We start from the raw sequence: 22958 nt of genomic DNA on the forward strand, positions 1-22958 counted from the left end.
TATCCAAAAAAATATAATTCTATTGAGCAATTAGAAAGTGAGATTAAAAACTATATTAGCTATTATAATAATGATAGAATATCAGGGAGACTAAAAGGAATGAGCCCGATAAAATATCGAGCTCATTATTCTAATTAGTTTATTATTAACCGTCCAACTTTTGGGGTGCTGTCCAATTCAGGAGCTTTTTATTATATAAAGACATTTTATTTATGCTCTTAAAGCAGCAATTCCAGGTAATTCTTTTCCTTCCATGTACTCTAACAATGCTCCACCACCTGTAGATACATAAGATACATCGTCTCCAAAACCTAAATTGTTAATTGCAGCAGCAGAATCTCCACCTCCAATTAAAGAGAAAGCTCCACCTTCTGTAGCTTCTTTTACCGCTTTAGCAACTTCTATAGTTCCTGTAGCGTATAAAGGAATTTCTGATACACCCATTGGTCCATTCCAAATTACAGTCTTAGATTCTTTAATAATCTTAGAGAATAATTCAATAGTTTGTGGTCCAATATCAAATCCTTCCCATCCATCAGGAATTTGTCCTCTTAATACTACTTGTGTGTTTGCATCATTAGAAAAAGCATCTCCTAATAAGTTATCAATAGGGAAAATTAATTTTACTCCTTTTGCTTTTGCTTTTGCTTCTAACTCTAAAACGTAGTCTAATAAATCATTTTGACATAAAGAGTTTCCAATGCTACCACCTTCTGCTTTTGCAAAAGTGTAAGACATACCTCCACCAATAATAATGTTATCAGCAACGTCTAATAATTTCTCGATAATTAAAATTTTATCAGAAACTTTAGCTCCTCCCATAATAGCAGTTACAGGTTTAACTCCTCCTTTTAATACTTTATCAGCATTTACTAACTCAGCTTCTATTACAAAACCGGCTAATTTATCTTGGAAAAATTGTGCTACAATAGTTGTAGATGCGTGTGCACGGTGTGCTGTACCAAAAGCATCGTTTACATAAACATCTCCTAACTTAGATAATTGCTCAGAGAATGCTAAATCACCTTTAGTTTCTTCTGCAAAGAAACGTAAGTTTTCTAATAACAATACTTCTCCTGGCTCTAAGGCAGCAACAGCAGCTTCAGCTTCGGCACCAACAGTAGCTGGTACAAACTTAACTTCTACTCCTAAAATTTCAGAAGCTGTTTTAACAATGTGCTTTAAAGAAAATTGAGCATCTACTCCTTTTGGACGTCCTAAGTGAGACATTAAAACTGCAGAACCACCGTCCTCTAATATTTTAATAATTGTTGGCTTAGCAGCCTTTAATCTTGTTGTATCTGTTACGTTAAAATCCGCATCCAACGGAACGTTAAAGTCTACTCTTACTAAGGCCTTTTTACCTTGAAAATTAAAATCTTTAATTGTTTTCATATTGTCAAATCTAAGTTGATTGATTACAAATATAACACTTGTAAGTTTTTATAAAATTACTTAGCTGGTAAATTAACTAAAACGTTATAATAATTATAAAAAAGGGACTATAAATGTTAAAAAACAGAGCTTATTTAATGTTTTTTAAACCTAGAAATATAGATTACACTACTGTTTTACTTTTTCTAATATTATTGGATCATTTTTAATCCTTAAAAAATAAAAAGTATTAGTTATTAAGTTAGAATATTAATTGTTTTAAAGCAGCTACATCTTTACTAAAAGAAATTAGAATCTAGTATATTTGCTTATGCTTTTTAACAAAATTATAGGTCAGAAACATCTTATCAATCATTTAAAAACTACGGTTGATAATGGTAGAATTGCACATGCTCAACTTTTTGTGGGTAAAGAAGGTGTTGGAACTTTAGCTATGGCTATTGCCTATGCACAATATATTCTTTGCAACAACAACGAAACGTGTAATCTTAAAATAGAAAAATTACAACATCCGGATTTACATTTTTCTTTTCCTACTGCTGTAAATGATAAAGTTAAAAAACATCCGGTAAGTAATTTGTTTTTAGAAGATTGGAGATCTTTTGTAAAAGAACAACCTTATGGTAGTTTGTTTCAATGGTACCAGCATTTAGGTATAGAGAACAAACAAGGACAAATTGGAGTTGATGAGGCCGAAGAAATTGTAAAATCTTTAAAGTTAAAAGCTTACGAGGGTGGTTACAAAATTATGATTATTTGGATGGCCGAAAAAATGAACAATGCTGCTGCCAATAAATTGTTAAAGTTAATAGAAGAACCGCCTGCTAAAACCATTTTTATATTGGTGGTGGAACAAAAAGAATTGTTAATTAACACCATTCTTTCTCGTTGTCAGCTACTAGAATTTCCTTTGCTTAGTGAAGAAAATATTGCGGAGGCTTTAATAGAAAATCAAAATTCTTTTCCGGCAGAAGCACAAAAAATAGCGCACAGGGCTGAAGGGAGTTATAAAAAAGCTTTAGAACTTCTTAAAAAAGAAGGAAACGACTTAGAGTTTGAACAATTATTTATTATTTGGGTTAGAGCTGCTTTTAAGGCAAGAGGAAATGCAAGTGTAATTCAAGATTTAATTCAGTGGTCTGACACTATTGCAGCCATGGGACGTGAAAAACAAAAACAGTTCTTAACTTTTTGTTTGCAATTTTTTAGACAAGCTTTGTTATTTAATTATGGTGCCAAAGATTTGGTATTTATGCAACCTGAAACTAGTGGTTTTACCATTGATAAATTTGCTCCTTTTATTCATGGAGGAAACATAGAATCTATAAATAATGAATTAAACGATGCTATTTACCATATTGAACGAAATGGAAATGCAAAACTAGTATTATTAGACACTTCTATAAAACTTACTAGGCTGTTACACACTAAAGAAGAAAATATTTAATTTTCAATAAGTTAACATTTATTAGCTTTTTAATTATTATTTTTGTTTGTGCTATGGATACGACAATATTAAATTTTACGTAAATTATTGTATGAGGCTTCCTAAAAAAAAATGTCCGAGTTGCGGATCTAGAAGAAGATATAAAAGTAGAAAGAGAAAAGCGTATCATTCTATTTTACTTATTACTGCATACAAATGTGCAAACTGTAATAAAAAATATTTATACTCTATACTAACAAATAGATCTTTTAAATAAGCTATTTATTTAATGGATGCTTTCCAAATCTTTTTTCATATTTAGTCACAAAATAAGATGTGTGTAAATAACCTACCTTATAGGCTAGTTCTTTTAATGTTATTTGATGATTACTTTCTACTATATTTCTAGCTTCTTGTAATTTTATTTCTGTAATGTATCCGTTAGGTGTTAAACCTGTTTCCATTTTTACTTTTCTATAAAAAGAGCTTTTAGATAAATTAAAATTTTCTGCTATTTCTTCTTGATTTAGTTTTGGATTAGAACAATGTTCTTTAATATAAGTTTTTAATTTTTCTATCCAAGCACTGTTGGCTTTTACTTCGGATTCTGGAATTTCTTCTTTTAGTAAAAACTTGACTTTTTTACTTTCTTGTTTTAAAATATTTTTAACCCTAATTAACAATTCCTCTTTTTCAAAAGGCTTGTGCAAATAATCGGTTACACCTAGTTTTAAAACTTCTAACTTACTTTTATAGTCTGTTCTTGCTGTTAACATTAAAACCGGACAATTTTGTGGTAGTAGTTTTATATTTTTTAACAATTCTAGCCCATTCATTTTAGGCATCATATAGTCACTTATTACAAGATCTATAGTATTCGGCTTTTTTAATAGAGATAATGCCTCCAAACCATCTACAGCCTCTATACATGTGTACTCAAAAAGTATTTCTTTTAAATATTTTCTCATCTCATATGAGTCATCTACAATCAACACTTTTTTTGTGCTACTTTTTACTTTTGATAGTTGTCTATTTTTTTGTTCTTCAGGATTGGTTTCAGTTATAAAATTATCTTTTACATATCCATTTGCAAACGGAAAAAACAACTGAATAGTAGTTCCTATATTTGGTTGACTATTTACTTCTATTTTTGCTTTGTGTAATTCTATAATTTCTTTACTAAAGCTAAGTCCTACACCACTTCCTCCAGATTTGTTAATATCATTATCTACCTGATAAAATCTATCAAAAATTTTATTTATTTCTTGTTTAGGAATTCCAATTCCAGAATCGGTAATTATAAATAATACTTGATTGTTTTCTATGGCTATTTTTAAACTAACAACTCCGTTAATCTCGGTATATTTGTAGGCATTTAAAACCAGATTATTAATGGCTCTTTCTAAATAAACTTCATCAGCAGTAATAAAATAGTTTTCTGAAGAATGTATACACTTAAACGTAATGTTTTTTTGATAAAATAAAGGCTGAAAAGACACAAATACTTTAGAAACCAACTCTTTTAAATCAATCGTTTTTAAGTTTAGTTTAAACGATGTATTATCCATTTTAGAAAGATCTATAACATCATCAACAATGTTTTTAATTCTGTCTATTTGATTGTTTAATTTTTGCTCTATTCTATTGGCTGATGGAATTTCTTTTAACTTATCTACTTCTCCTTTTATTAAAGTTAAAGGTGTTCTTATTTCGTGAGAAATATTAATAAAAAATTGAGATTGAAAATTATTTAAAGCTTCTAATTCATGTTGTTTTTCTTCTAATAGTTTTTCGTTTTTAAGATTGTTTACTTTAAAAAAATAGACCAATAAAAAAGTAACTAAAAAGAAAATAAAACTAGAAAAAGGATCTGCAAAATAAGTTTCTGGATAAATTCCTAAAATTTTATTTGGGAGAGCAAAACCTATATAAGAAATAATAAAACTACTATAAATAAGTATTTTATTATCTGTTAACACAAGCATTAATAAAGAAATATGTAAATAATGATATTCTCCGTAAGCCCTTGGTGCTATAAAATTGGTAAACAATAATACTGTTAACACTACTAAAAGCATAAATAAAACAGATGCTATTTCATACTTTTTTTTATACAGTAAAAATAAAATAGCCGAGACTGATACAATATTAAAAATATGCCCCTTAATCATTAATTCAGAATCATTACCCAAAACGGCAAAAAAAACAGAAATAATAGCTTGAAGAATCCACACTAACGAAAACAACAGCAATAAATTAATTCTTTTAAGCTTTGTTTTAGACATTTCTTTAGTGGTAAAGAACCTTCTTAAGCTTAGTAGTTTTTTATACATCATACCTTATATATTCTTGGTTCAAAGATATATGTATTAAAACAATATGACTGATTTATGTTTTAATTTTGATTGATTAATGATTAATCTTGATCTATTAGTGAATCTAAAATATGGTTTATTTGTAATTAATAATTCTAGGTTATTTAAGTAAAATCTAAACTTATTACTATAAAATAAAAGGGTTATGAAAGGGTGATACCATTTTAGCTCTACGCAAAATATAGGGGTATATTTAACGCGTAGGGCTTTTTTTTAAAAGTTAATTCTAAAAACAGCATTAGGAACAAAGCCCATAGATAATCTGTCTGTTTCTACTAAAACTTCTTTTTCTTCTCTACTAGATCCTTTTCCTATAATTACAGTTTCTATTTCGTAATCTCGGTTTAAAATATTTTTCTTGTTTATAAGATTCTGGAATGTAATTCCAAAAACTCCTTTTATTTTAGGAGTCCTGTTTACATAAAATTTATAGGATGTAGAAAAATCTAACCTTTGATAATTAGGTAATCTTTCTGTATTTAAATTTTCAAAATCTACTCTAAGTCCTTCTTGATTGTTTTTTTCAACAGCTGTTTTAATAGTATAAGGTATTCCAGATCTAAATCTCCATCCTAAAGAAAATTCCAACTGTTTGTAACTATAATTATGAGACCAAATAAGATTGTGTGGTGCATCATAAGAACCATCAAACTTTTTAGAGTTGTTGAGTTTATTAAATAAGTATTGACTTTTAGACAAAGAATAACTAACCCAAGTATTGTAATTATTCCATGTTCTTTTTACCAAAACATCCATTCCTAATACAGTATTGCTTCCACTAAAATATTTTCTAGATTTTATATTTTCATCAATCAATAACAAAACTCCATTTACCTTTTTTTTATAAAAATCTAAATCTATAGTCCAATTATTTTTTTGATAATCTGTTCCAATACTTGTTTGAATACTTTGTAATACTGGAAATTCTCCTCCATCAGAAAGAGCCCAAAAACGATCGAATAATCCACCTAAACCATCACTTCTAAAATCTACAACCTGACTCATAGATTGATGCTTTAACTCAGTAGAAAATTTAAAACTTAAGGCTTTATTTACTTTGTAGTTTATATTTAGCCTAGGCTCCAAATAATGATCATCAATTTTATCAAAACTTTGAAATCTTAAACCTAGATTAACTAACCATTGTTTGCTATTTCTGAATTGATATTCTGTAAAAAGTGCATAGTTTTTAGTTTGTCCCTGAATAATATCATTTATTCCATTAGTAATATCAGGAGTATTTCTGTAAAAATTATACCCCACATTGTAATTACTAAACTGATAGCCTAATTGCCATTTATTATGTTTTTTGGTTTCTTTTTCAAAAATATACTCTAAACTGTTTTCTATAACTTGATTATCTTTTCCAAAAGAAGCTACTTCTTCATTTCCATTTCTTAAAGTTGTAGTTCTAGATCCTTGATAATTTTTATTAAAATTGGTTGAACTGTAAGCTATTTGATGACTTCCATTTTTTGACAAACCGTATTTCCAATCGGCTCTAAAACCTGTGTTTTTTACACGAATATCATCTTGAAAACCTTCTCTAATTAAAGTAGTAGTTCCCGTAAAATTTAAATCGTTTACATTGTATAAATAACTAAAAGACAATTTGTTTTTTGCATTTGGCTGAACAATTATTTTAGTATGATAGTCTTCATAATAAAAATCGTTTTTAGCATTTATAACTTTTAAATTATTGTCTTCTAATCCATCAGATATTCTGCTGTTTTGAAAAACAACCTCTGAATATTTTTGAAAAGTGATACTATTTACTAAATCTGTAATAGATCTTCTGGCAGAAAAAACCAATCCTACTTTATTTGTAAACAATGGTGTTTTTATATAAAAATCTGCATGGGTAAAAGTACTTCCAAAACCTATGTTTGTTTTTTTAGGAACCGTAGTATCTATACTAATATCTAACACGCCACCAACGTTGTTTCCGTATTTTGCATGAGTTCCCGATCTGTATAGTTTTACATTGTTAGTGATGTAGGGATTAAAAGCAGATATCAATCCAAAAAAGTGAGAGAAATGATACATTTTCATTCCATCAAAAACCACTAAATTTTGATCAGGAGTACTTCCTCTAATATGAATTCCCGAAGCTGTTTCGTCAGGACTTTGTACTCCTGGAATTAATTGTAAAGTTTGTAAAACATCTGGTTCTATCACCCCGGGTAAAATCCCTAACTTTTTAGGATCTAAAACAATACTTCCATCCTTTTTTTTAGAAAATCCTCTGGTTAAATAATCGGTAATTACTATTTCGTTTAAATAATTAACTTCATCATTTAAAGAAATAGCAATGCAATCTTTACCAAAAGAAGCTATAGCAACTGTTTTAGATTGATATTCTAAAGAACTTATGGTAATAAAACCATCAGACAAAACGTCTTTTAACTCAAAATAGCCTTGTGAATTTGTATACACCGTTTTGCCATTACAAGAAACGGTTACAAACGATAATTTTTGATTGTTTTTTGCACTAACAATAGTTCCACAAACAGAAGTTTTAGAGCTTGTTGGTAATCTAAGAATGTAATTTTTAGCATCAATTTTCTCAAAAATCAATTGCGTTTGATTAGAAATAGAAACCAATTGATATTCTAGAATTTCAGATTCATCAACTAAAATAGATGTGAATTTTTGTATTTGATTTTCATCATAAGAAAACGCTATTTGGTATTTATTAGACAGCGTGTTTAAAACCTTTTTTAAACTTGTTTTTTCTTGAGAAAAAACAATAGCTGTTACTAAGTAAAAGAACCAAAAGAGTTTATTCATTTTATTGGCTAATAGTTACTACTTTATCTTTAGTTGTGTAGGTAATATTCATAGACTTACAAATTACCTTTAAAGCTTTATCTAAGTTATTTTTTACAAGTACTCCTGAATATTTTTGTACTAAATCTACATCTTTATTTATAATACGAACCTTATAAACATTTTCTAAATCTTTAAAAACAACACGTAAAGGCACTCCGTTGTATTGATAATTATGTAACAACCAATTAGGTTCTGACACCGAAATATTATAAGATTTTTTTTGATTTTTTAAAAACTGAACTCCTTTTCCGGGAGTTAAAATAAATTCAAACTTATTGTTTTTAACGTTTACTTTTCCTTCGTAACATTCTACAGCCAAATAATTATCTACTGTTTGAACATTAAATTGCGTACCTAAAACAGTAACCGTTCCCTCTTCTGTAGCCACAGAAAAAGTAGATCCTTTTTTAACTTTAAAATATCCTTCTCCCTCTAAGTCTAAAGTTCTATTCCCTTTATCCCATTGTTTTTTATTAAACGACACAGAAGAATTTCCGTTTAATTGCACTTCAGATCCATCAGGTAAAACATAAGCTAATTGTTGTCCTACAGAAGATGTAAAACTAGTCTCTTGATTAAAGAAAAATGTTAATCCTACCAAAACTAAAACAGCAGCTGCAGTAGCATATACCCAAGTAGGAATAAACTTACGAACCTTTGTTTTACGGTCTTTTAGTTTGCTTTGTATTTGCTCTAAAACTTTTTCTTGATTAAAAGATGGAATTGTAAACTCCGTACTTTTATCGGCTATTTTTTGATACAATGCATACTCTTCAGACTTTTTAAAATCTGCCAACTCAGCATCAGACAACTCATTATTAAGCCATCTTGCTAAGTAAGTATCATCGTTTTTATAATCTTGTTTCATTAGTTTGGTCTATTTCTATCTATAACCATTAACTATTTAAATACCCTACCTTAAATAGCTTGTAAATTTTTGATTTGTAGAATTTTATATTTTTTTATCTATACTTTGTCTTAGCTTTAACAAAGCACCATGCATTCTTTTTTCTACAGCTTTTACAGATATCTCTAACATCTCAGCAATTTCTCTATATTTTTTTCCTTCTATTCTATTCAATAAAAACACTTCTCTTTCTCCAGCTGTTAAATCATCTAACGCTTTTTGAAGCTTTACCATAAATTCTTTTTCTTCTAAAATAAAATCAGGAGATTCAATATTACTATCTTCTTTTCCAGAATGTTGCTGGTATTTTAACTTTACTCTAAAGTGTGCAACTTCATTTAAAAATTGATTATTAGCAATGGTATATAAATAAGACTTAGCTTTTTCAAAAATAACTTTGGCACAATTATCCCAAAGTTTAATAAAGGCTTCTTGAACTAAATCTTCTGCTCTATCTTGATCTCCACATTTATAATACATAAAGCTATAAAGAGATTTGCTATATTTTTTATAGAGAGCTTCATATATTTTAGCTTCACAAACGGAAGGTTCTTTTAACATATTTTCTATTTAATATTTTAAATATAAATTATTTAAACCTATCTAAACTCCAAAAACAATTACAATTATTTAATTTTTTCTTAAATTATGGTAGGGTATTTTAATAAACAGCTGTTTAAGTAGTATAAATCTAAAAAACTATATCATGAAATACACAAAATCTATTTTAGGAATTGTAGCAGCATCATTTTTATTTATTAGCTGCCAAAACAGTAGTTCTAAGATTGAAAGTGATGAAATAACAACTTCTCAAGCTACTGATGAACTTACTCAAGACGATTTAACATCTATTATAGAAACATTAAGTATTAGCTATCCTATTACAACCGTAAATAGTGATGATACTAATGAAACTATTAGCTCTGATGAAGAATTGGAAGATTACAACAAACAGTCTAACAGACCAAAAATTGAATTTCCAATTGAAATTACAGTAGATGGAGAAACCGTAATTATAAACTCTATTAAAGAGTTAAAAGCATTAATTGGTAAACGAACACACAGAAAAGCTCACTTAGGAATTTTATATCCCGTAACAGTAATTAATACTGATGAAACTACCACCGAAATTACAGATAAAGAAGCTATGAAAGCTTATATAGAAACTTTGGAAGAAGGTACTAAACCTACTTTTCAATTTCCTATATCTGTAAAAGATAAAGAAGGAACTATAACAGAAGTTAGTGATGAAGAAGCTCTTGAAGCTTACCTTCAAGAAAAAAAAGGTAGAAACAATAACAAACCCTCTGTAAAAAGAGCTCCTTTTAAATTAGTATATCCTGTTACATTAATAAACACAGATGAAACTACTACCGAAATTACAGACAAAGATGCTATGAAATTATACATGGATTCTTTAGAAGAAAACACTAGACCTGTATTTGAATTTCCTATATCTGTAGAAGATAAAAAAGGAACTGTTACCGAATTATCTAGTGAAGATGAACTTGAGGCATATTTAAAAGAAACAAAAAAGAGAAAAAAATAATTCTCTTTCTAAAATATTCTAAATTATGAGTGAAGAAAATATTCCAGAATCATTTCAATACCCATTTATATTAGAAGACAACAATGGTATTCCTAAAACAATAAAAAGTGATCAAGATTTACGTCAGTTTTTAAAAGAAAACAACAGTAACTAATCAAAAACCCCTTACAATCTAAAAGTTTGCAAGGGGTTTAATTTTTAAGCAACTTTGCCTAAAATTAAAATATAATGATTTTAGCTATTCTATCTTTTTTGTTCATTTCGTTTTCATATTCTCTTTTTGAAAAATTAAAAGATAAAAAAGGATATTCAGAGTTTTTAGGTCATCATTTAAAAAACAACAAACTTGGAAACTTATTTTGGTGGTTTTTAGTTTTTACAAATAGCATTACTACTCTATTTTTGTTAATTGCTATTAGTAGTATCTTTTTTGATTTTATTCTGATTTCTGAAATTCTAGTATATCAAATATGTACCATTAACATTTTAATTCTTTTAGTTGGACAAAGAATTGCTGGAGATTTTCAAGGAGCAGCCAATTTAGGAATCTATTTAATTGTAACCATTTTAGGATGGTATCTACAAATTCAATAAAAAATTAATCACTATAAATATTATTTATTGATTTTTATATAACAATAAATAATACAACTAAAAACAAAGCCTCTTAAAGTTAATTTAAGAGGCTTTGTTTATTTAATAATACATTTATATAGCAAACGCACTTAACACAGCTTAAAACGATTAATTATTCATTTTTCATGTTTTTTAGTAGATATATTAAAGAAGAATACTCTCCTGTTTGTTTTGCTTTTTTATTTGACCTATATCCGTTAATAATTGCTTTGATAAAATTCTTTTTACCTGTTTTGTATTGTTCACTTAATAAAGAAACATAAAAAGCATCAAACTTCATCGGAAGTGTTTTTATTACTTTTATTAATTCTGTTGCAAACAATCTATTCATTGCAGTTTGAGAAAAATGCCACAAATGTCTTGGGGTATCATAAGCAGCCCAATATTCTTTATAAAGCTCTGCATCGTAACTTTTATAATTTGGAACCGCAATTACCAAAACTCCATCTGGTTTTAACAATTGTTTTAATCTATAAATATACATATCCAAATCGTGAACATGCTCTAAAGAATGCCACATGGTAATTACATCAAATAAATATGGATTGCTTTCTTTCTCTACATTTTCATCTTCAAATTTTAAAACTTCTTTTTCTACATTTTTAGTTTCGTGATCTGAATGATGATATAACTTTGTTTGTCTATAACTTTGTTTGTAATCTAAATCTTTTTCAGTTGCTGCAAAATCATCATCAAAAAAAGCATGAATATTTGAATAGATATAAGTACGATCTTCTAATTTTTCAAAAGCTTTTTCCCTTGCTTTTTCACTAGGTTCTATTCCAGTTACCTTCCATCCTGCTTGCTGACATATTTTTAAAAAATCTCCAGTTCCACAACCAATATCTAAAACCTTTTTTTCTTCTACAGAAAAAGAATTTAAAAGCTCTAACTTTTTTTGCAAAGCATATTTCTTAACCTTATTGTATACAATTTCCGTAATTGTTTTATTACTATCGGTATGAGAAATATAATTTTCTGTTTCGTAATACTTTCCTAAATTTTCTTTTTTAGGTCTAGGATTAGTAATTAGTAAATCGATACGATCATCTAATAACAATTCAAAATTTTCTTTTGAAACTGAAAAATCTTTGGTTTTTATATATGTTTTTAAAGCCATTTTCTAGGTAAAAATTTTAAAACTAAATTCTATTTTACAAAACCATCTTAATAAAATAACAATATCAAATATAGACAGCCACACAAAGATACTTTAATCCATTTTTCAACGGAAAGAAATCATCATTAAAACTAAAATTTATATTTATTTTGTAATTATGTAAAACAAAAAAAGAGGATGTTAATTCACATCCTCTTTTTTAAATTCTCTATTTGTTCCACGTGGAACGCTATTTTTTATCTTCCCATATAAACCAACAAAACAGAAACATCTGATGGTGAAACACCACTAATTCTACTCGCTTGTGATATTGTTACAGGCTGAATTTTAGTTAATTTTTGCTGCGCTTCTGTAGACAAAGATTTTACTTTATAATAATCAAAACTCTTAGGAATAGATATATTTTCTAAACGTTGTAGTTTATCTGCATTATTCTTTTCTTTCTCTATATAACCCGCATATTTTACTTTAACCTCTGCTTGTTCTAAAACTTCAGAATCCATATCGTGCTCTTTAATAAAATCAGCAACTCCAGGGAACCTTACAACATCATTAAAATCTATTTGAGGTCTAGATGCTACCTTATACATTTTAACAGATTGGTTAATTACGGCAGATCCTTTTTCTTCAAGAATAGGATTTACATCTCCTGGTTTAATACTTGTTTGTTCTAAAAACTCAACCAACAAATCAGATTTCCTAACCTTTTCTTTTACTCTTTCTAAACGTTCATCAGAAGCTAAACCAATTGCATTAGATAATGGAGTTAATCTAATATCTGCATTATCTTGACGCAATAGAGTTCTATATTCAGCTCTAGAAGTAAACATTCTATAAGGTTCTTCTGTTCCTTTTGTAATTAAATCATCTATTAAAACTCCAATATAAGCTTCGTCTCTTTTTAAAATAAAAGGAGGTCTTTTTTGAACTTTTAAAGCTGCATTTATACCAGCCATTAATCCTTGTGCACCAGCTTCTTCATAACCTGTAGTACCATTAATTTGTCCAGCAAAAAACAAATTCTTAACCAATTTAGTTTCTAAAGAATGTGTTAATTGTGTTGGTGGAAAATAATCATACTCAATTGCATATCCATAACGCAAGAATTTTACATTTTCAAACCCAGCAACTTTACGCAAAGCTTTATCTTGAACATCTTCTGGTAAAGAAGTAGAAAAACCATTTACATAAATTTCTACTGTATTCCAACCTTCCGGTTCTACAAAAATTTGATGTTTATCCTTAGTTGCAAAACGATCAATTTTATCTTCAATAGAAGGACAATAACGTGGACCTGTAGATTGAATTCTACCATTAAACATTGGAGACCTATCAAAACCACTACGCAACAAATCGTGCACTTCCTGAGAAGTGTAACTCATATAACAAGAACGTTGTTCTACTAAAGGTTTTGTAGTAGGCAAATAAGAAAATTTCTCAGGATTCTCATCACCTGGTTGTTCTATCATTTTAGAAAAATCTAAAGATCTAGCATCAACTCTTGGAGGAGTTCCCGTCTTCATTCGTCCTGCTTCAAAACCAACTTTCACTAAATCTTCAGTAATTCCAGTAGAAGCACTTTCACCAGACCTACCTCCACCAAAAGATTTTTCTCCAATATGAATTAACCCATTTAAAAAAGTTCCTGCAGTAATAATTACAGATTCAGCTTTTATAACAAATCCTAATCCTGTTTTTACTCCTTTAATTTCTCTATCTTCAATAACCAAACCTTTAATCATGTCCTGATAAAAATCAAGATTATCGGTATGTTCCAACATCACTCTCCACTCTTCTGCAAAACGCATTCTGTCAGACTGAGCTCTTGGACTCCACATAGCAGGTCCTTTAGATTTATTTAACATTTTAAATTGAATAGCAGTTTTATCTGTAACAATTCCACTATACCCTCCTAATGCATCAATTTCTCTTACTATCTGACCTTTTGCAATTCCTCCCATAGCAGGATTACAACTCATTTGAGCAATGTTTTGTAAACTCATGGTTACTAATAAAGTTTTAGCACCCATATTTGCAGCAGCAGCAGCAGCTTCAGAACCTGCATGACCCCCTCCTACAACAATTACATCATATGTATCTGTAAATAAACTCATATATTTATTTTCAATTTAAAAGTTAAATTAAAATTCAACCTTATTTTATCGTTTGTTCCACGTGGAACTATTTAGCAATTTTTGCTATATAATAATCTTCTTTGCTTCGCATTACTCTTACATCATCTGGTTGTTTGTCTTTGTAACCACAATAATGTAAAATACCATGAATCATAACACGATTCATTTCATCTCTAAAATCAATATTCAAATCTTTAGCATTATCAAACACACGTTCTACCGATATAAAAATATCACCAGAAATTAATTTTCCCATCGTATAATCAAAGCTAATAATATCTGTTAAAGTATCATGATCTAAAAATTCTACATTTAATTTATGTAGATATTCATCATCACAAAAGATATAATTGATATCTCCTTCTTCAAAACCCTCTTCTTGTAAAGCATTCTGAATCCATTCCACATGATGATTTGGATTAATTAATTCAAAATCAGCTTCATAAGTAAAATCTATCATAGTAAAAATTTGATTTGCAAAGGTAATAAATAACTTGGTAGATTGAAAGACAATAAAATAAAGTATATCAATCATATTAATGCGTAGATAAAGTATATTTGCAAGCAATAAAAACGAATATAAAATTCTAAAAAAGTAACCATGGAAAATGTACGTGTAAGATTTGCACCAAGCCCTACAGGTCCTTTACATATTGGAGGAGTAAGAACAGCATTGTTTAACTACTTATTTGCTAAAAAGCACAACGGAACCTTTGTATTAAGAATTGAAGACACAGACCAAACTAGGTATGTTGCCAATGCAGAAAGCTATATTACTGAATCTTTAGAATGGTGTGGAATTCCTTTTGATGAGGGTCCAGGAAAAAACGAAAAATTTGGTCCTTACCGTCAATCAGAAAGAAAGGAAATATATAAAAAATATGCTGATGCCTTGGTTGCAAGTAATCAGGCTTATTATGCTTTTGATACTTCTGAAGAGTTAGATATATTACGTAACCAAGCAGAAGCTAACAAAACAGTATTTGTTTACAACAATGTTTCACGTGAAACCTTAAACAATTCCATCAACTTAACAAAACAAGAAGTTGAGGCTAAATTGGCTGCTGGAGAAAAATATGTGATTCGTTTTAAAACTCCAAAAGATCAAAAATTAATTTTAGACGATATGATTCGTGGTGAAATTATTATTGATACGAATACCTTAGATGATAAAATTTTATTTAAATCTGACGGTATGCCAACTTATCATTTAGCAAATATTGTAGATGATCATTTGATGGAAATTAGTCATGTAATACGTGGAGAAGAATGGTTACCTTCTTTACCATTACACAGTTTATTATACGAAGCTTTTGGATGGATTGCACCAAAATTTGCACACTTACCGTTAATTTTAAAACCCGTAGGTAAAGGAAAACTAAGCAAACGTGATGGTGATAAATTAGGATTTCCTGTATTTCCATTAAATTATACAAATCAAGAAACTAGTGAAGTTTCTAAAGGATATAAAGAAGAAGGGTATTTTAACGATGCCTTTATAAACATGCTTGCTTTGTTAGGATGGAACCCTGGAACAGAACAAGAAATATTTTCTTTAGAAGAATTATGTAAAGAATTTAGTATTGAACGTGTTTCTAAATCGGGAGCTAAATTTAGCCCAGATAAAACAAAATGGTTCAATCAACAATACATGATGTCTACGGATATCTCTAAAATTGTGGCAGAATTTAAAGCTTTAAATAGTGAAGCTGTTACAGGTTTTGATGATGTTTATATTACTAAGGTGATTGAAGCAGTTAGAGAACGTGCAATTTTTTCTAAAGATTTATGGGAATTGTCAGATTACTATTTTGCCAACCCTACTTCTTATGATCAAAAAGCAGCTAAAAAACAATGGAAAGAAACCACTAGTCCATTAATAAAAGAAGTTGCCAATGTAATTAAAAATATAGAAGATTTTAATAGTGCAACCATAGAAGAAAAAGTAAAGGAATACATTACTAGTAACGAATTAGGTTTTGGAAAAGTAATGCAACCATTAAGATTAAGTATTGTGGGTGCCATGAAAGGTCCTCACCTATTTGATATTATTGAAATGATTGGTAAAGAAAATACATTAGAAAGAATAGAAAATTCAATTAAAAAATTAGGTTAATTTTTTAATTGAACTTATCAAAATATAAAAAGCTCTGAGTATAAACTCAGGGCTTTTTTAGTTTTAAAAACAGTATCTTTAAAAGAAAAAACAATGTTAGATTACTTACCTATTTTAATTCCTACAATCATTATATTGGTTTTAGGAATCTTTACTGTACAACAACAAACTACCGCTATTGTAGAAAGATTCGGAAAATTTGTAGGGACAAGACAAGCAGGATTAAATTTTAAAATTCCATTAATTGATAAAATTGCCGGAAGAGTTAGTTTAAAAATTCAACAATTAGATGTGTTGGTAGAAACCAAAACTAAAGATGATGTTTTTGTACAAATGAAAATATCTGTACAATTTCAAATTTTAAGAGAAAAGGTAGAAGATGCTTTTTACAAATTACAAAATCCACACGATCAAATTACTGCTTATATTTTTGATGTAGTAAGAGCAGAAGTTCCAAAGATGAAATTAGACGACGTTTTTGAGAAAAAAGATGATATAGCCTTAGCTATACAAAGAGAATTAAAAGAAGCTATGTTAAACTACGGATACGACATAGTAAAGGCTTTGGTAACAGATATAGATCCAGATGCGCAAGTAAAAGCAGCTATGAACAGAATTAACGCTGCGGAACGTGAAAAAATTGCCGCACAGTTTGAAGGAGATGCACAGCGTATTGCTATTGTAGAAAGAGCACGTGGTGAAGCAGAAAGTAAACGTTTACAAGGAAAAGGAATTGCAGACCAACGTAGAGAAATTGCTCGTGGTTTAGAAGAGTCTGTAGATGTATTAAGTAAAGCAGGAATTAATAGTAGCGAGGCTTCAGCTTTAATAGTTATTACACAACATTATGATACGTTGCAATCTATAGGATCAGAAAGTAATAGTAATTTAATTTTACTACCTAACAATCCTAATGCAGCAAATAGTATGTTAAATGATATGGTTACTAGTTTAGCAGCAGCAAATACAATTCAAGACAGTTCTAAAAAATAGCATTCAATTATAATAAAAAAAAGGAGACACTAGTAATTAGTGTCTCCTTTTTTTATTTAAGTTACCCCTACCATTATCAAGTGTATATTTTCTAATACTTCTTTTGTATTCTTTGATCACTTTAGAATTATAAATCGGAATTTTAACTCCTACAAAAAAATCAAATTCTTTAGACTCATCAAAGAAATTAGAAATTATAGAAGAACTTCCAACAAATAAAAAACCTGTTCTTAAACCTACACCCGATTTTAAAATTCCAAATTTATTAATACTAACAGGTAAAAATGCAGAAATATGTTGAGACTCATACCTAGGTGTAATACTAAAATTAGAAACCGTTTTCATCGCATATTTTCTTGTATCAGAAAATAAATAATAATCTATATTGGTATTAATAAACCAATGATTATTTATATTAAAATCAACATTTAAATGAGCTGTTGTAGGTAATAAATAAGTTTGTTTTTTAGTGTCTTGAAAACCTACTCCTAGATAGTTAGAAATATTAAAATTAGAGTTTTGCAAGTTTACATTCACATTATTAGTTTGCTGTTTAACATTGTTAAAAAACAAAAAACCTAAGTCTGTAACAGAAGCAGATACTTTGTAGGAATAAGGTGCTTTGTTAAAATAAATATTCCCTTTTTTATCTCTAGAATTAATAGGCAATGTTTTGTTGCGTTTTTCATAAACAAAACCAATATCAATTCCTTGACCATAATTAGCACCTTCGTAAGAAGAAGCTACAGAAATGGATCCATTTAAATCTAAGGAACTATTCTCGAGATCATCAATATTTAAAGTAAAGTTTGATGTTAAATTATTTAACAAAAAAGAATATGATTTTATTCCTCTTAAAAATTTTAAACTTACTCCAACTTTTAACAATTCACTAGAATTATGTAATGGTACGGCAGCATAAGAAAAGCCAACTTCGTACCAACTAAAAGATTGACCAGATCCTGTTAAAGTTCCAAAATCATTTTTTAACAATAACTCAGGAGTGTCTAAATAAGTTTTTTCTAGAAATTGATTGTATAAATCTGTATTTAAATTAGACACATTTCCATTAAAACGGATAGCAGTAGTAAAACCAACAGCATTATATTTATTAATAGACCATAAAAATGAAGGACCTAATACAGTTGAATTTCCATAAAAATTAGAATGGCTAGAATAGTCGTTTCTTAAAACATAACTATCTACACTTTTTAAACCTGAAGCATCTTTTAAAGCTCCTAAATTACCATTAGAATTAGTAATATTATTAAGGGTATTAAAATCATTAATTCCAAATTCAATATCCTTAAGGATATCATACGGTTTTACAACAGAATAGGAATTTCCTAAATTGCTTGTAGATGAAATTATATTTACATCAACCTTATAATAAGAATCTATAATATTTGCAGGATTGAATAATACACTTTCAATTCCAGAAAAATTATCTGTAAATAATACAGAATTTTGAGAATAACTAATAAGGGATATGAATAAAAAAAAGGGGTATATTTTTTTTATCAAACAGGTATAACTTATGGGGTATCGTCAAAGTTATAATAAAAAATCTATTTATTTTTTTAAGTAGTTATAAAAATTACTTAAAGTAACATATTGAATAGGAACTATTAACAAACTAACTAAGGTTAATTTACTTAATATTAACAATAATGAAATTGAAGTAAAAAAAAGCATAATTAAAAAAAGTTGTAGTTCGCTTCCTTTTATTAATTCCTTACTTTTTTTAAACACATCCATAGGTTCTAAAGTTGGATTTTCTGCAAGTACAAAATATGATTGTGACAACCAAATAGCAACAATTATTCCTGGAATAATTAACAAAAATAATCCTCCTATTATAAAAACAAGAGATAATAAAAATACTCCTAGAGAGTTTTTAAAATAAGTAAACCCTTCTAAAAAAAAAGATAATTTTAAAGGTTGCTTATCTACAATAGCTAAAGATAATTTTGACAAACCAGCTTTTAAGGGGCCAGACAAAACTAATAATAATAACATACCTATAATTTTATTTTCCTGAATTACTAAGGGTAAAAAACTTAAAGGTAAAGAGGCTAATAAAAGTATACTAAAATAGCCACGTAAATCTAGTACAGATTTTTTAATGAGATGTAAAATGTTCATGTAGTAGTAAAAAAAAACCTACTCTTTTCAGAATAGGTAAATTATTATAGAGATGATAAATTATTTTTTATCATCGTCAATTTTTTTCTTAGGCTCGTCTTCGTCTTCTTGAGTTGCTTTTTTAAACTCTTTGATTCCTCCTCCAAGTCCTCGCATTAATTCAGGAATTTTACGACCTCCAAATAACAACAATACAATAACTGCTATAATTACCCATTGTCCTGGTCCTACAAATCCTAAAGATATATTTAAAGTGTTCATTTCTTGTGTATTTTAAGAATTACAAATATACATTTTTTAATAATAAATAGTGGGTGCAATTTTACTCCTCTTTTTTATGAATTACTTTTCCTAAAAAAGTTTTTTCGTTTACAGAATATGGAGTTCCCATATACGTAATTTCTCCTTTAAGTTTGGCAACAGCATCTAAAAATTCTGATACGTAAACACCTGCTTGAGCAGCCCTTACTTCTACATAAGCTTTTTTACTTTTAAAATTAAAAGCATCATACAAACTTTTACTTTTTACCTTAATTTTTTGACTTTTTGTAAAGCCTTTTAAAAGCAAATTACTACCTAAGTCTAGGTTAGCTATAAAATCATCAGTTTGAACCGTTAAATTAGCTCTAACGTTATTAACAGCTTCTATTTCTAAAAATTTCTCTATTATAGGCTCTTTAGAAGTAAACACAACTTGATTGGCTAATTTTATATGTCGCAATCCATTGTTATAATAAATTTTTACTTTTAAATCGCTCTTAAATTTCTTTTTTAAAGAAGTAGATAATTTTAATTCTTTATTACGATCACTTACAGATAATTTATCTACATCCTTACCATAAACTTCAATTTTAAAACCATCAGCTAAAATTAATTCTACCTCCATGGCACTATTAATTGTAATCGCTTTAAAAGGTTTTAAATCTTTAACTAAATCTTGAGCAAAAGAAAATTGCCCAATTAATAAAATTGCTAAAAATATTTTTTTCATTTTTTATAAAAATTCAATTTCGTAAGCATGCATCAAAATTAATACCTAACTACTCTTCTATTAAATAAAAGTCTAAATGTTTACGTTCTAAATCTGCATTTTTAACTTTAATCCAAACTTCATCACCTAAGCGATAAATATCTCCATGCTTACGTCCTACCAAAGCATATTCTTCCTGATCAAAAACAAAATGATCGCTAGTAATATCTCTAGTTCTAACCATTCCTTCACATTTGTTTTCTAACACTTCTACATAAATACCCCATTCTGTTACTCCAGAAATAACTCCTTTAAAAGCTTTTCCAGTAAAGTTTTGCATGTATTTAATTTGCATGTATTTAATAGATTCTCGTTCTGCTTTAGAAGCTAACATTTCCATTTCTGAAGAATGTTTACATTTTTCTTCAAAATCTTCTGCAGAAACAGGCTTTCCTTTATCTAAATAGTGTTGCAATAAACGGTGAGCCATAACATCTGGATATCTACGAATTGGAGAAGTAAAATGTCCATAATAATCAAAAGCCAATCCGTAATGACCTATATTTTCTGTAGTATATTCTGCCTTACTCATAGATCTAATAGTTAAGGTTTCAATCATGTTAGATTCTGCCTTTCCATGTACATCACTCAATAATTTATTTAAAGATTTAGAGGTAGACATTCTAGATTTTGTATCTATTCCATATCCAAATTTTTGAACCAAAGTTCCTAAAGCTTCTAACTTGTCGGTATTAGGTTCATCGTGAACACGATAAATAAATGTTTTTTTAGCTTGACCTGCTTTTGTTTTTCCAACAAATTCTGCCACTTTTCTGTTAGCCAACAACATAAATTCTTCAATTAATTTGTTAGCATCTTTAGATTCTTTAAAAAACACTCCTATTGGGTTTGCTTCTTCATCTAAGTTAAATTTGGTTTCTACTTTATCAAAAGCCAAAGCACCAGATTTCATACGTTTACCACGCATAATTTTTGCCAACACATCCATTTTTAAAATGGCTTCAGATATTTTAGGATCTACATTATAAGCTTCTCCTGTAATAGAAATTTCATCAGGAATAATATGATTTGTTTCTTCGGGTTCTTCTATAATTACCTGAGCTTCTTCATAAGCAAAACGCTTATCAGAATAGGTAACTGTTCTACCGTACCATTCTTTTTTAATTTCTGCTTTGTCATTCAATTCAAACACGGCAGAAAATGTTAATTTTTCTTCGTTGGGACGTAAAGAACAAACTCCGTTAGATAACATTTCTGGCAACATAGGTACTACCCTATCTACCAAATAAACAGAAGTGGCTCTGTTGTATGCTTCTTCATCTAAAATGGAACCTTCGGCCACGTAGTGTGATACATCGGCAATATGAATTCCTATTTCGTAATTTCCATTTTCTAAAACTTGAAAAGACAAAGCATCATCAAAATCTTTGGCATCACGTGGATCTATGGTAAATGTTAATACATCACGCATATCTCTACGTTTGGCAATTTCTTCATCTGTAATACTAATATCTACTTTTTCGGCTGCTGCTTCTACTTCTGGTGGAAATTCGTAAGGCAAATTATATTCAGCAAGAATAGAATGAATTTCTGTATTGTGTTCCCCTGCTTTTCCTAAAACTCTTGTAATTATTCCATAAGGATTTTTAGAGTCCGATGGCCAATCTGTAATACTAGCCACAACTTTGTCTCCATCTACAGCTTCACCAATTTTATCTTTAGGAATAAAAATATCATTGTTCATAGATCTATCATCGGCAACTACAAATCCAAAACGAGCACTTAATTGTAATGTTCCTACAAAATCTGTTTTTTTGCGTTCTAATACTTCTACAATTTCCCCTTCTAACTTGTTACGTTGTTTGCGTTTATATACATAAGCTTTAACAGTATCTCCATTTAAACCTCCGTTTACACTGTTTTTGTTGATAAATGTATCGGTTTCAAAATCATCACAAATAAAATAGGCATTACCTGTACTAGTAACATCTAAGGTTCCAATGTGATAATTTTTATCTGCATCTAAAACAAACTTACCTCTATCTTCTTCTTTTATTTTTTTTTGAGCCTTTAACTCTTCTAACTTTAATAACAACTGTTGTTTGCTACCATGATCGTCAAATCCTAATTTGGCAGCAATTTGTTTGTAATTTAAAGGATTTCCACTATTCTCATTCAACACTTTAAAAACCTTACGTGTAAGATCTTTTATAACTCCTCCTTTTTTCTTAAAAATACCTTTCTTATTACCTCTTGGCATATACTTCTCTCTTTATTTAATGGTGATAAAGATAATTGTATTTAAAGAAACACCTTGACATTAGCTATATAAATTATT

Annotated in this window: 20 protein-coding genes; 7 read left to right on the forward strand and 13 right to left on the reverse strand. The window is 28.7% G+C overall.

The window, feature by feature from the left end:
- The coding region (locus GGR97_RS15410; protein ID WP_167896362.1) for an IS3 family transposase at positions 1-138 on the forward strand (138 nt) is incomplete at its 5' end.
- Between the two features lie 72 nt (positions 139-210).
- Here GGR97_RS15410 and GGR97_RS00010 read toward each other — a convergent pair.
- Positions 211-1395: a phosphoglycerate kinase gene (locus GGR97_RS00010; RefSeq protein ID WP_167896363.1), complete on the reverse strand. Its 1185-nt coding sequence runs from the start codon at positions 1393-1395 to the stop codon at positions 211-213.
- 310 nt (positions 1396-1705) lie between these two features.
- Between GGR97_RS00010 and GGR97_RS00015 the strand changes: the two genes are divergently transcribed.
- On the forward strand, positions 1706-2842 hold the full coding sequence (locus tag GGR97_RS00015; RefSeq protein WP_167896364.1) for a DNA polymerase III subunit: 1137 nt from the start codon (positions 1706-1708) through the stop codon (positions 2840-2842).
- A 257-nt stretch (positions 2843-3099) separates the two neighbouring features.
- Here GGR97_RS00015 and GGR97_RS00020 read toward each other — a convergent pair whose 3' ends face one another.
- From GGR97_RS00020 to GGR97_RS00035, 4 genes are all read right to left on the reverse strand, one after another.
- Entirely contained in the window at positions 3100-5157 is a 2058-nt protein-coding gene (locus tag GGR97_RS00020; RefSeq protein WP_167896365.1) for a hybrid sensor histidine kinase/response regulator transcription factor, read from the reverse strand.
- Between the two features lie 252 nt (positions 5158-5409).
- Positions 5410-7986, reverse strand: coding sequence for a TonB-dependent receptor (locus tag GGR97_RS00025; protein WP_167896366.1), 2577 nt, complete (start codon positions 7984-7986; stop codon positions 5410-5412).
- A gap of 1 nt (position 7987) precedes the next feature.
- Positions 7988-8896 (reverse strand): FecR family protein, encoded by a 909-nt coding sequence (locus tag GGR97_RS00030; protein ID WP_167896367.1) that lies wholly within the window; start codon positions 8894-8896, stop codon positions 7988-7990.
- A gap of 84 nt (positions 8897-8980) precedes the next feature.
- On the reverse strand, positions 8981-9496 hold the full coding sequence (locus GGR97_RS00035) for an RNA polymerase sigma factor (protein WP_167896368.1): 516 nt from the start codon (positions 9494-9496) through the stop codon (positions 8981-8983).
- 145 nt (positions 9497-9641) lie between these two features.
- On the opposite strand from GGR97_RS00035, the gene GGR97_RS00040 reads away from it, so the two are divergent.
- From GGR97_RS00040 to GGR97_RS00045, 3 genes are all read left to right on the forward strand, one after another.
- Entirely contained in the window at positions 9642-10484 is an 843-nt protein-coding gene (locus GGR97_RS00040) for a PB1 domain-containing protein (RefSeq protein ID WP_167896369.1), read from the forward strand.
- Positions 10485-10509: 25 nt separating this feature from the next.
- Complete coding sequence (locus GGR97_RS15340) at positions 10510-10638, forward strand: hypothetical protein (RefSeq protein ID WP_262887196.1); 129 nt, start codon at positions 10510-10512, stop codon at positions 10636-10638.
- 74 nt (positions 10639-10712) lie between these two features.
- Complete coding sequence (locus GGR97_RS00045; RefSeq protein WP_167896370.1) at positions 10713-11078, forward strand: hypothetical protein; 366 nt, start codon at positions 10713-10715, stop codon at positions 11076-11078.
- A gap of 154 nt (positions 11079-11232) precedes the next feature.
- Here GGR97_RS00045 and GGR97_RS00050 read toward each other — a convergent pair whose 3' ends face one another.
- The 3 genes from GGR97_RS00050 to ybeY form a co-directional block, all read right to left on the reverse strand.
- On the reverse strand, positions 11233-12240 hold the full coding sequence (locus tag GGR97_RS00050) for a class I SAM-dependent methyltransferase (RefSeq protein ID WP_167896371.1): 1008 nt from the start codon (positions 12238-12240) through the stop codon (positions 11233-11235).
- Between the two features lie 236 nt (positions 12241-12476).
- On the reverse strand, positions 12477-14354 hold the full coding sequence (gene mnmG / locus GGR97_RS00055) for a tRNA uridine-5-carboxymethylaminomethyl(34) synthesis enzyme MnmG (RefSeq protein WP_167896372.1): 1878 nt from the start codon (positions 14352-14354) through the stop codon (positions 12477-12479).
- A 67-nt stretch (positions 14355-14421) separates the two neighbouring features.
- Positions 14422-14835 (reverse strand): rRNA maturation RNase YbeY, encoded by a 414-nt coding sequence (ybeY, locus tag GGR97_RS00060; protein WP_167896373.1) that lies wholly within the window; start codon positions 14833-14835, stop codon positions 14422-14424.
- Between the two features lie 141 nt (positions 14836-14976).
- Here ybeY and gltX point away from each other — a divergent pair, with 141 nt between their 5' ends.
- Both gltX and GGR97_RS00070 read left to right on the forward strand, forming a co-directional pair.
- Positions 14977-16491, forward strand: coding sequence for a glutamate--tRNA ligase (gene gltX / locus GGR97_RS00065; RefSeq protein WP_167896374.1), 1515 nt, complete (start codon positions 14977-14979; stop codon positions 16489-16491).
- A 93-nt stretch (positions 16492-16584) separates the two neighbouring features.
- Positions 16585-17484, forward strand: coding sequence for an SPFH domain-containing protein (locus GGR97_RS00070; RefSeq protein WP_167896375.1), 900 nt, complete (start codon positions 16585-16587; stop codon positions 17482-17484).
- A 36-nt stretch (positions 17485-17520) separates the two neighbouring features.
- On the opposite strand, the gene GGR97_RS00075 is transcribed toward GGR97_RS00070, so the two are convergent.
- The 5 genes from GGR97_RS00075 to rnr form a co-directional block, all read right to left on the reverse strand.
- On the reverse strand, positions 17521-19008 hold the full coding sequence (locus GGR97_RS00075) for a DUF5723 family protein (protein ID WP_167896376.1): 1488 nt from the start codon (positions 19006-19008) through the stop codon (positions 17521-17523).
- A 48-nt stretch (positions 19009-19056) separates the two neighbouring features.
- Positions 19057-19629: a DUF975 family protein gene (locus tag GGR97_RS00080; RefSeq protein WP_167896377.1), complete on the reverse strand. Its 573-nt coding sequence runs from the start codon at positions 19627-19629 to the stop codon at positions 19057-19059.
- Positions 19630-19689: 60 nt separating this feature from the next.
- Positions 19690-19890, reverse strand: coding sequence for a Sec-independent protein translocase subunit TatA/TatB (locus tag GGR97_RS00085; RefSeq protein WP_167896378.1), 201 nt, complete (start codon positions 19888-19890; stop codon positions 19690-19692).
- 61 nt (positions 19891-19951) lie between these two features.
- On the reverse strand, positions 19952-20620 hold the full coding sequence (locus GGR97_RS00090) for a GIN domain-containing protein (RefSeq protein WP_167896379.1): 669 nt from the start codon (positions 20618-20620) through the stop codon (positions 19952-19954).
- Positions 20621-20669: 49 nt separating this feature from the next.
- Complete coding sequence (rnr, locus tag GGR97_RS00095; protein WP_167896380.1) at positions 20670-22880, reverse strand: ribonuclease R; 2211 nt, start codon at positions 22878-22880, stop codon at positions 20670-20672.
- Between the last annotated feature and the right edge of the window lie 78 nt (positions 22881-22958).

Source organism: Wenyingzhuangia aestuarii (assembly GCF_011927765.1).
GTDB lineage: Bacteria > Bacteroidota > Bacteroidia > Flavobacteriales > Flavobacteriaceae > Wenyingzhuangia > Wenyingzhuangia aestuarii.

Excerpts from the sequence above, each read along its gene's own strand:
- GGR97_RS00010 (WP_167896363.1), bottom strand. The coding sequence starts at position 1,395 with ATGAAAACAATTAAAGATTTTAATTTTCAAGGTAAAAAGGCCTTAGTA.
- GGR97_RS00015 (WP_167896364.1), top strand. The coding sequence starts at position 1,706 with ATGCTTTTTAACAAAATTATAGGTCAGAAACATCTTATCAATCATTTA.
- GGR97_RS00020 (WP_167896365.1), bottom strand. The coding sequence starts at position 5,157 with ATGATGTATAAAAAACTACTAAGCTTAAGAAGGTTCTTTACCACTAAA.
- GGR97_RS00025 (WP_167896366.1), bottom strand. The coding sequence starts at position 7,986 with ATGAATAAACTCTTTTGGTTCTTTTACTTAGTAACAGCTATTGTTTTT.
- GGR97_RS00030 (WP_167896367.1), bottom strand. The coding sequence starts at position 8,896 with ATGAAACAAGATTATAAAAACGATGATACTTACTTAGCAAGATGGCTT.
- GGR97_RS00035 (WP_167896368.1), bottom strand. The coding sequence starts at position 9,496 with ATGTTAAAAGAACCTTCCGTTTGTGAAGCTAAAATATATGAAGCTCTC.
- GGR97_RS00040 (WP_167896369.1), top strand. The coding sequence starts at position 9,642 with ATGAAATACACAAAATCTATTTTAGGAATTGTAGCAGCATCATTTTTA.
- GGR97_RS15340 (WP_262887196.1), top strand. The coding sequence starts at position 10,510 with ATGAGTGAAGAAAATATTCCAGAATCATTTCAATACCCATTTATATTA.
- GGR97_RS00045 (WP_167896370.1), top strand. The coding sequence starts at position 10,713 with ATGATTTTAGCTATTCTATCTTTTTTGTTCATTTCGTTTTCATATTCT.
- GGR97_RS00050 (WP_167896371.1), bottom strand. The coding sequence starts at position 12,240 with ATGGCTTTAAAAACATATATAAAAACCAAAGATTTTTCAGTTTCAAAA.
- mnmG (WP_167896372.1), bottom strand. The coding sequence starts at position 14,354 with ATGAGTTTATTTACAGATACATATGATGTAATTGTTGTAGGAGGGGGT.
- ybeY (WP_167896373.1), bottom strand. The coding sequence starts at position 14,835 with ATGATAGATTTTACTTATGAAGCTGATTTTGAATTAATTAATCCAAAT.
- gltX (WP_167896374.1), top strand. The coding sequence starts at position 14,977 with ATGGAAAATGTACGTGTAAGATTTGCACCAAGCCCTACAGGTCCTTTA.
- GGR97_RS00070 (WP_167896375.1), top strand. The coding sequence starts at position 16,585 with ATGTTAGATTACTTACCTATTTTAATTCCTACAATCATTATATTGGTT.
- GGR97_RS00080 (WP_167896377.1), bottom strand. The coding sequence starts at position 19,629 with ATGAACATTTTACATCTCATTAAAAAATCTGTACTAGATTTACGTGGC.
- GGR97_RS00085 (WP_167896378.1), bottom strand. The coding sequence starts at position 19,890 with ATGAACACTTTAAATATATCTTTAGGATTTGTAGGACCAGGACAATGG.
- GGR97_RS00090 (WP_167896379.1), bottom strand. The coding sequence starts at position 20,620 with ATGAAAAAAATATTTTTAGCAATTTTATTAATTGGGCAATTTTCTTTT.
- rnr (WP_167896380.1), bottom strand. The coding sequence starts at position 22,880 with ATGCCAAGAGGTAATAAGAAAGGTATTTTTAAGAAAAAAGGAGGAGTT.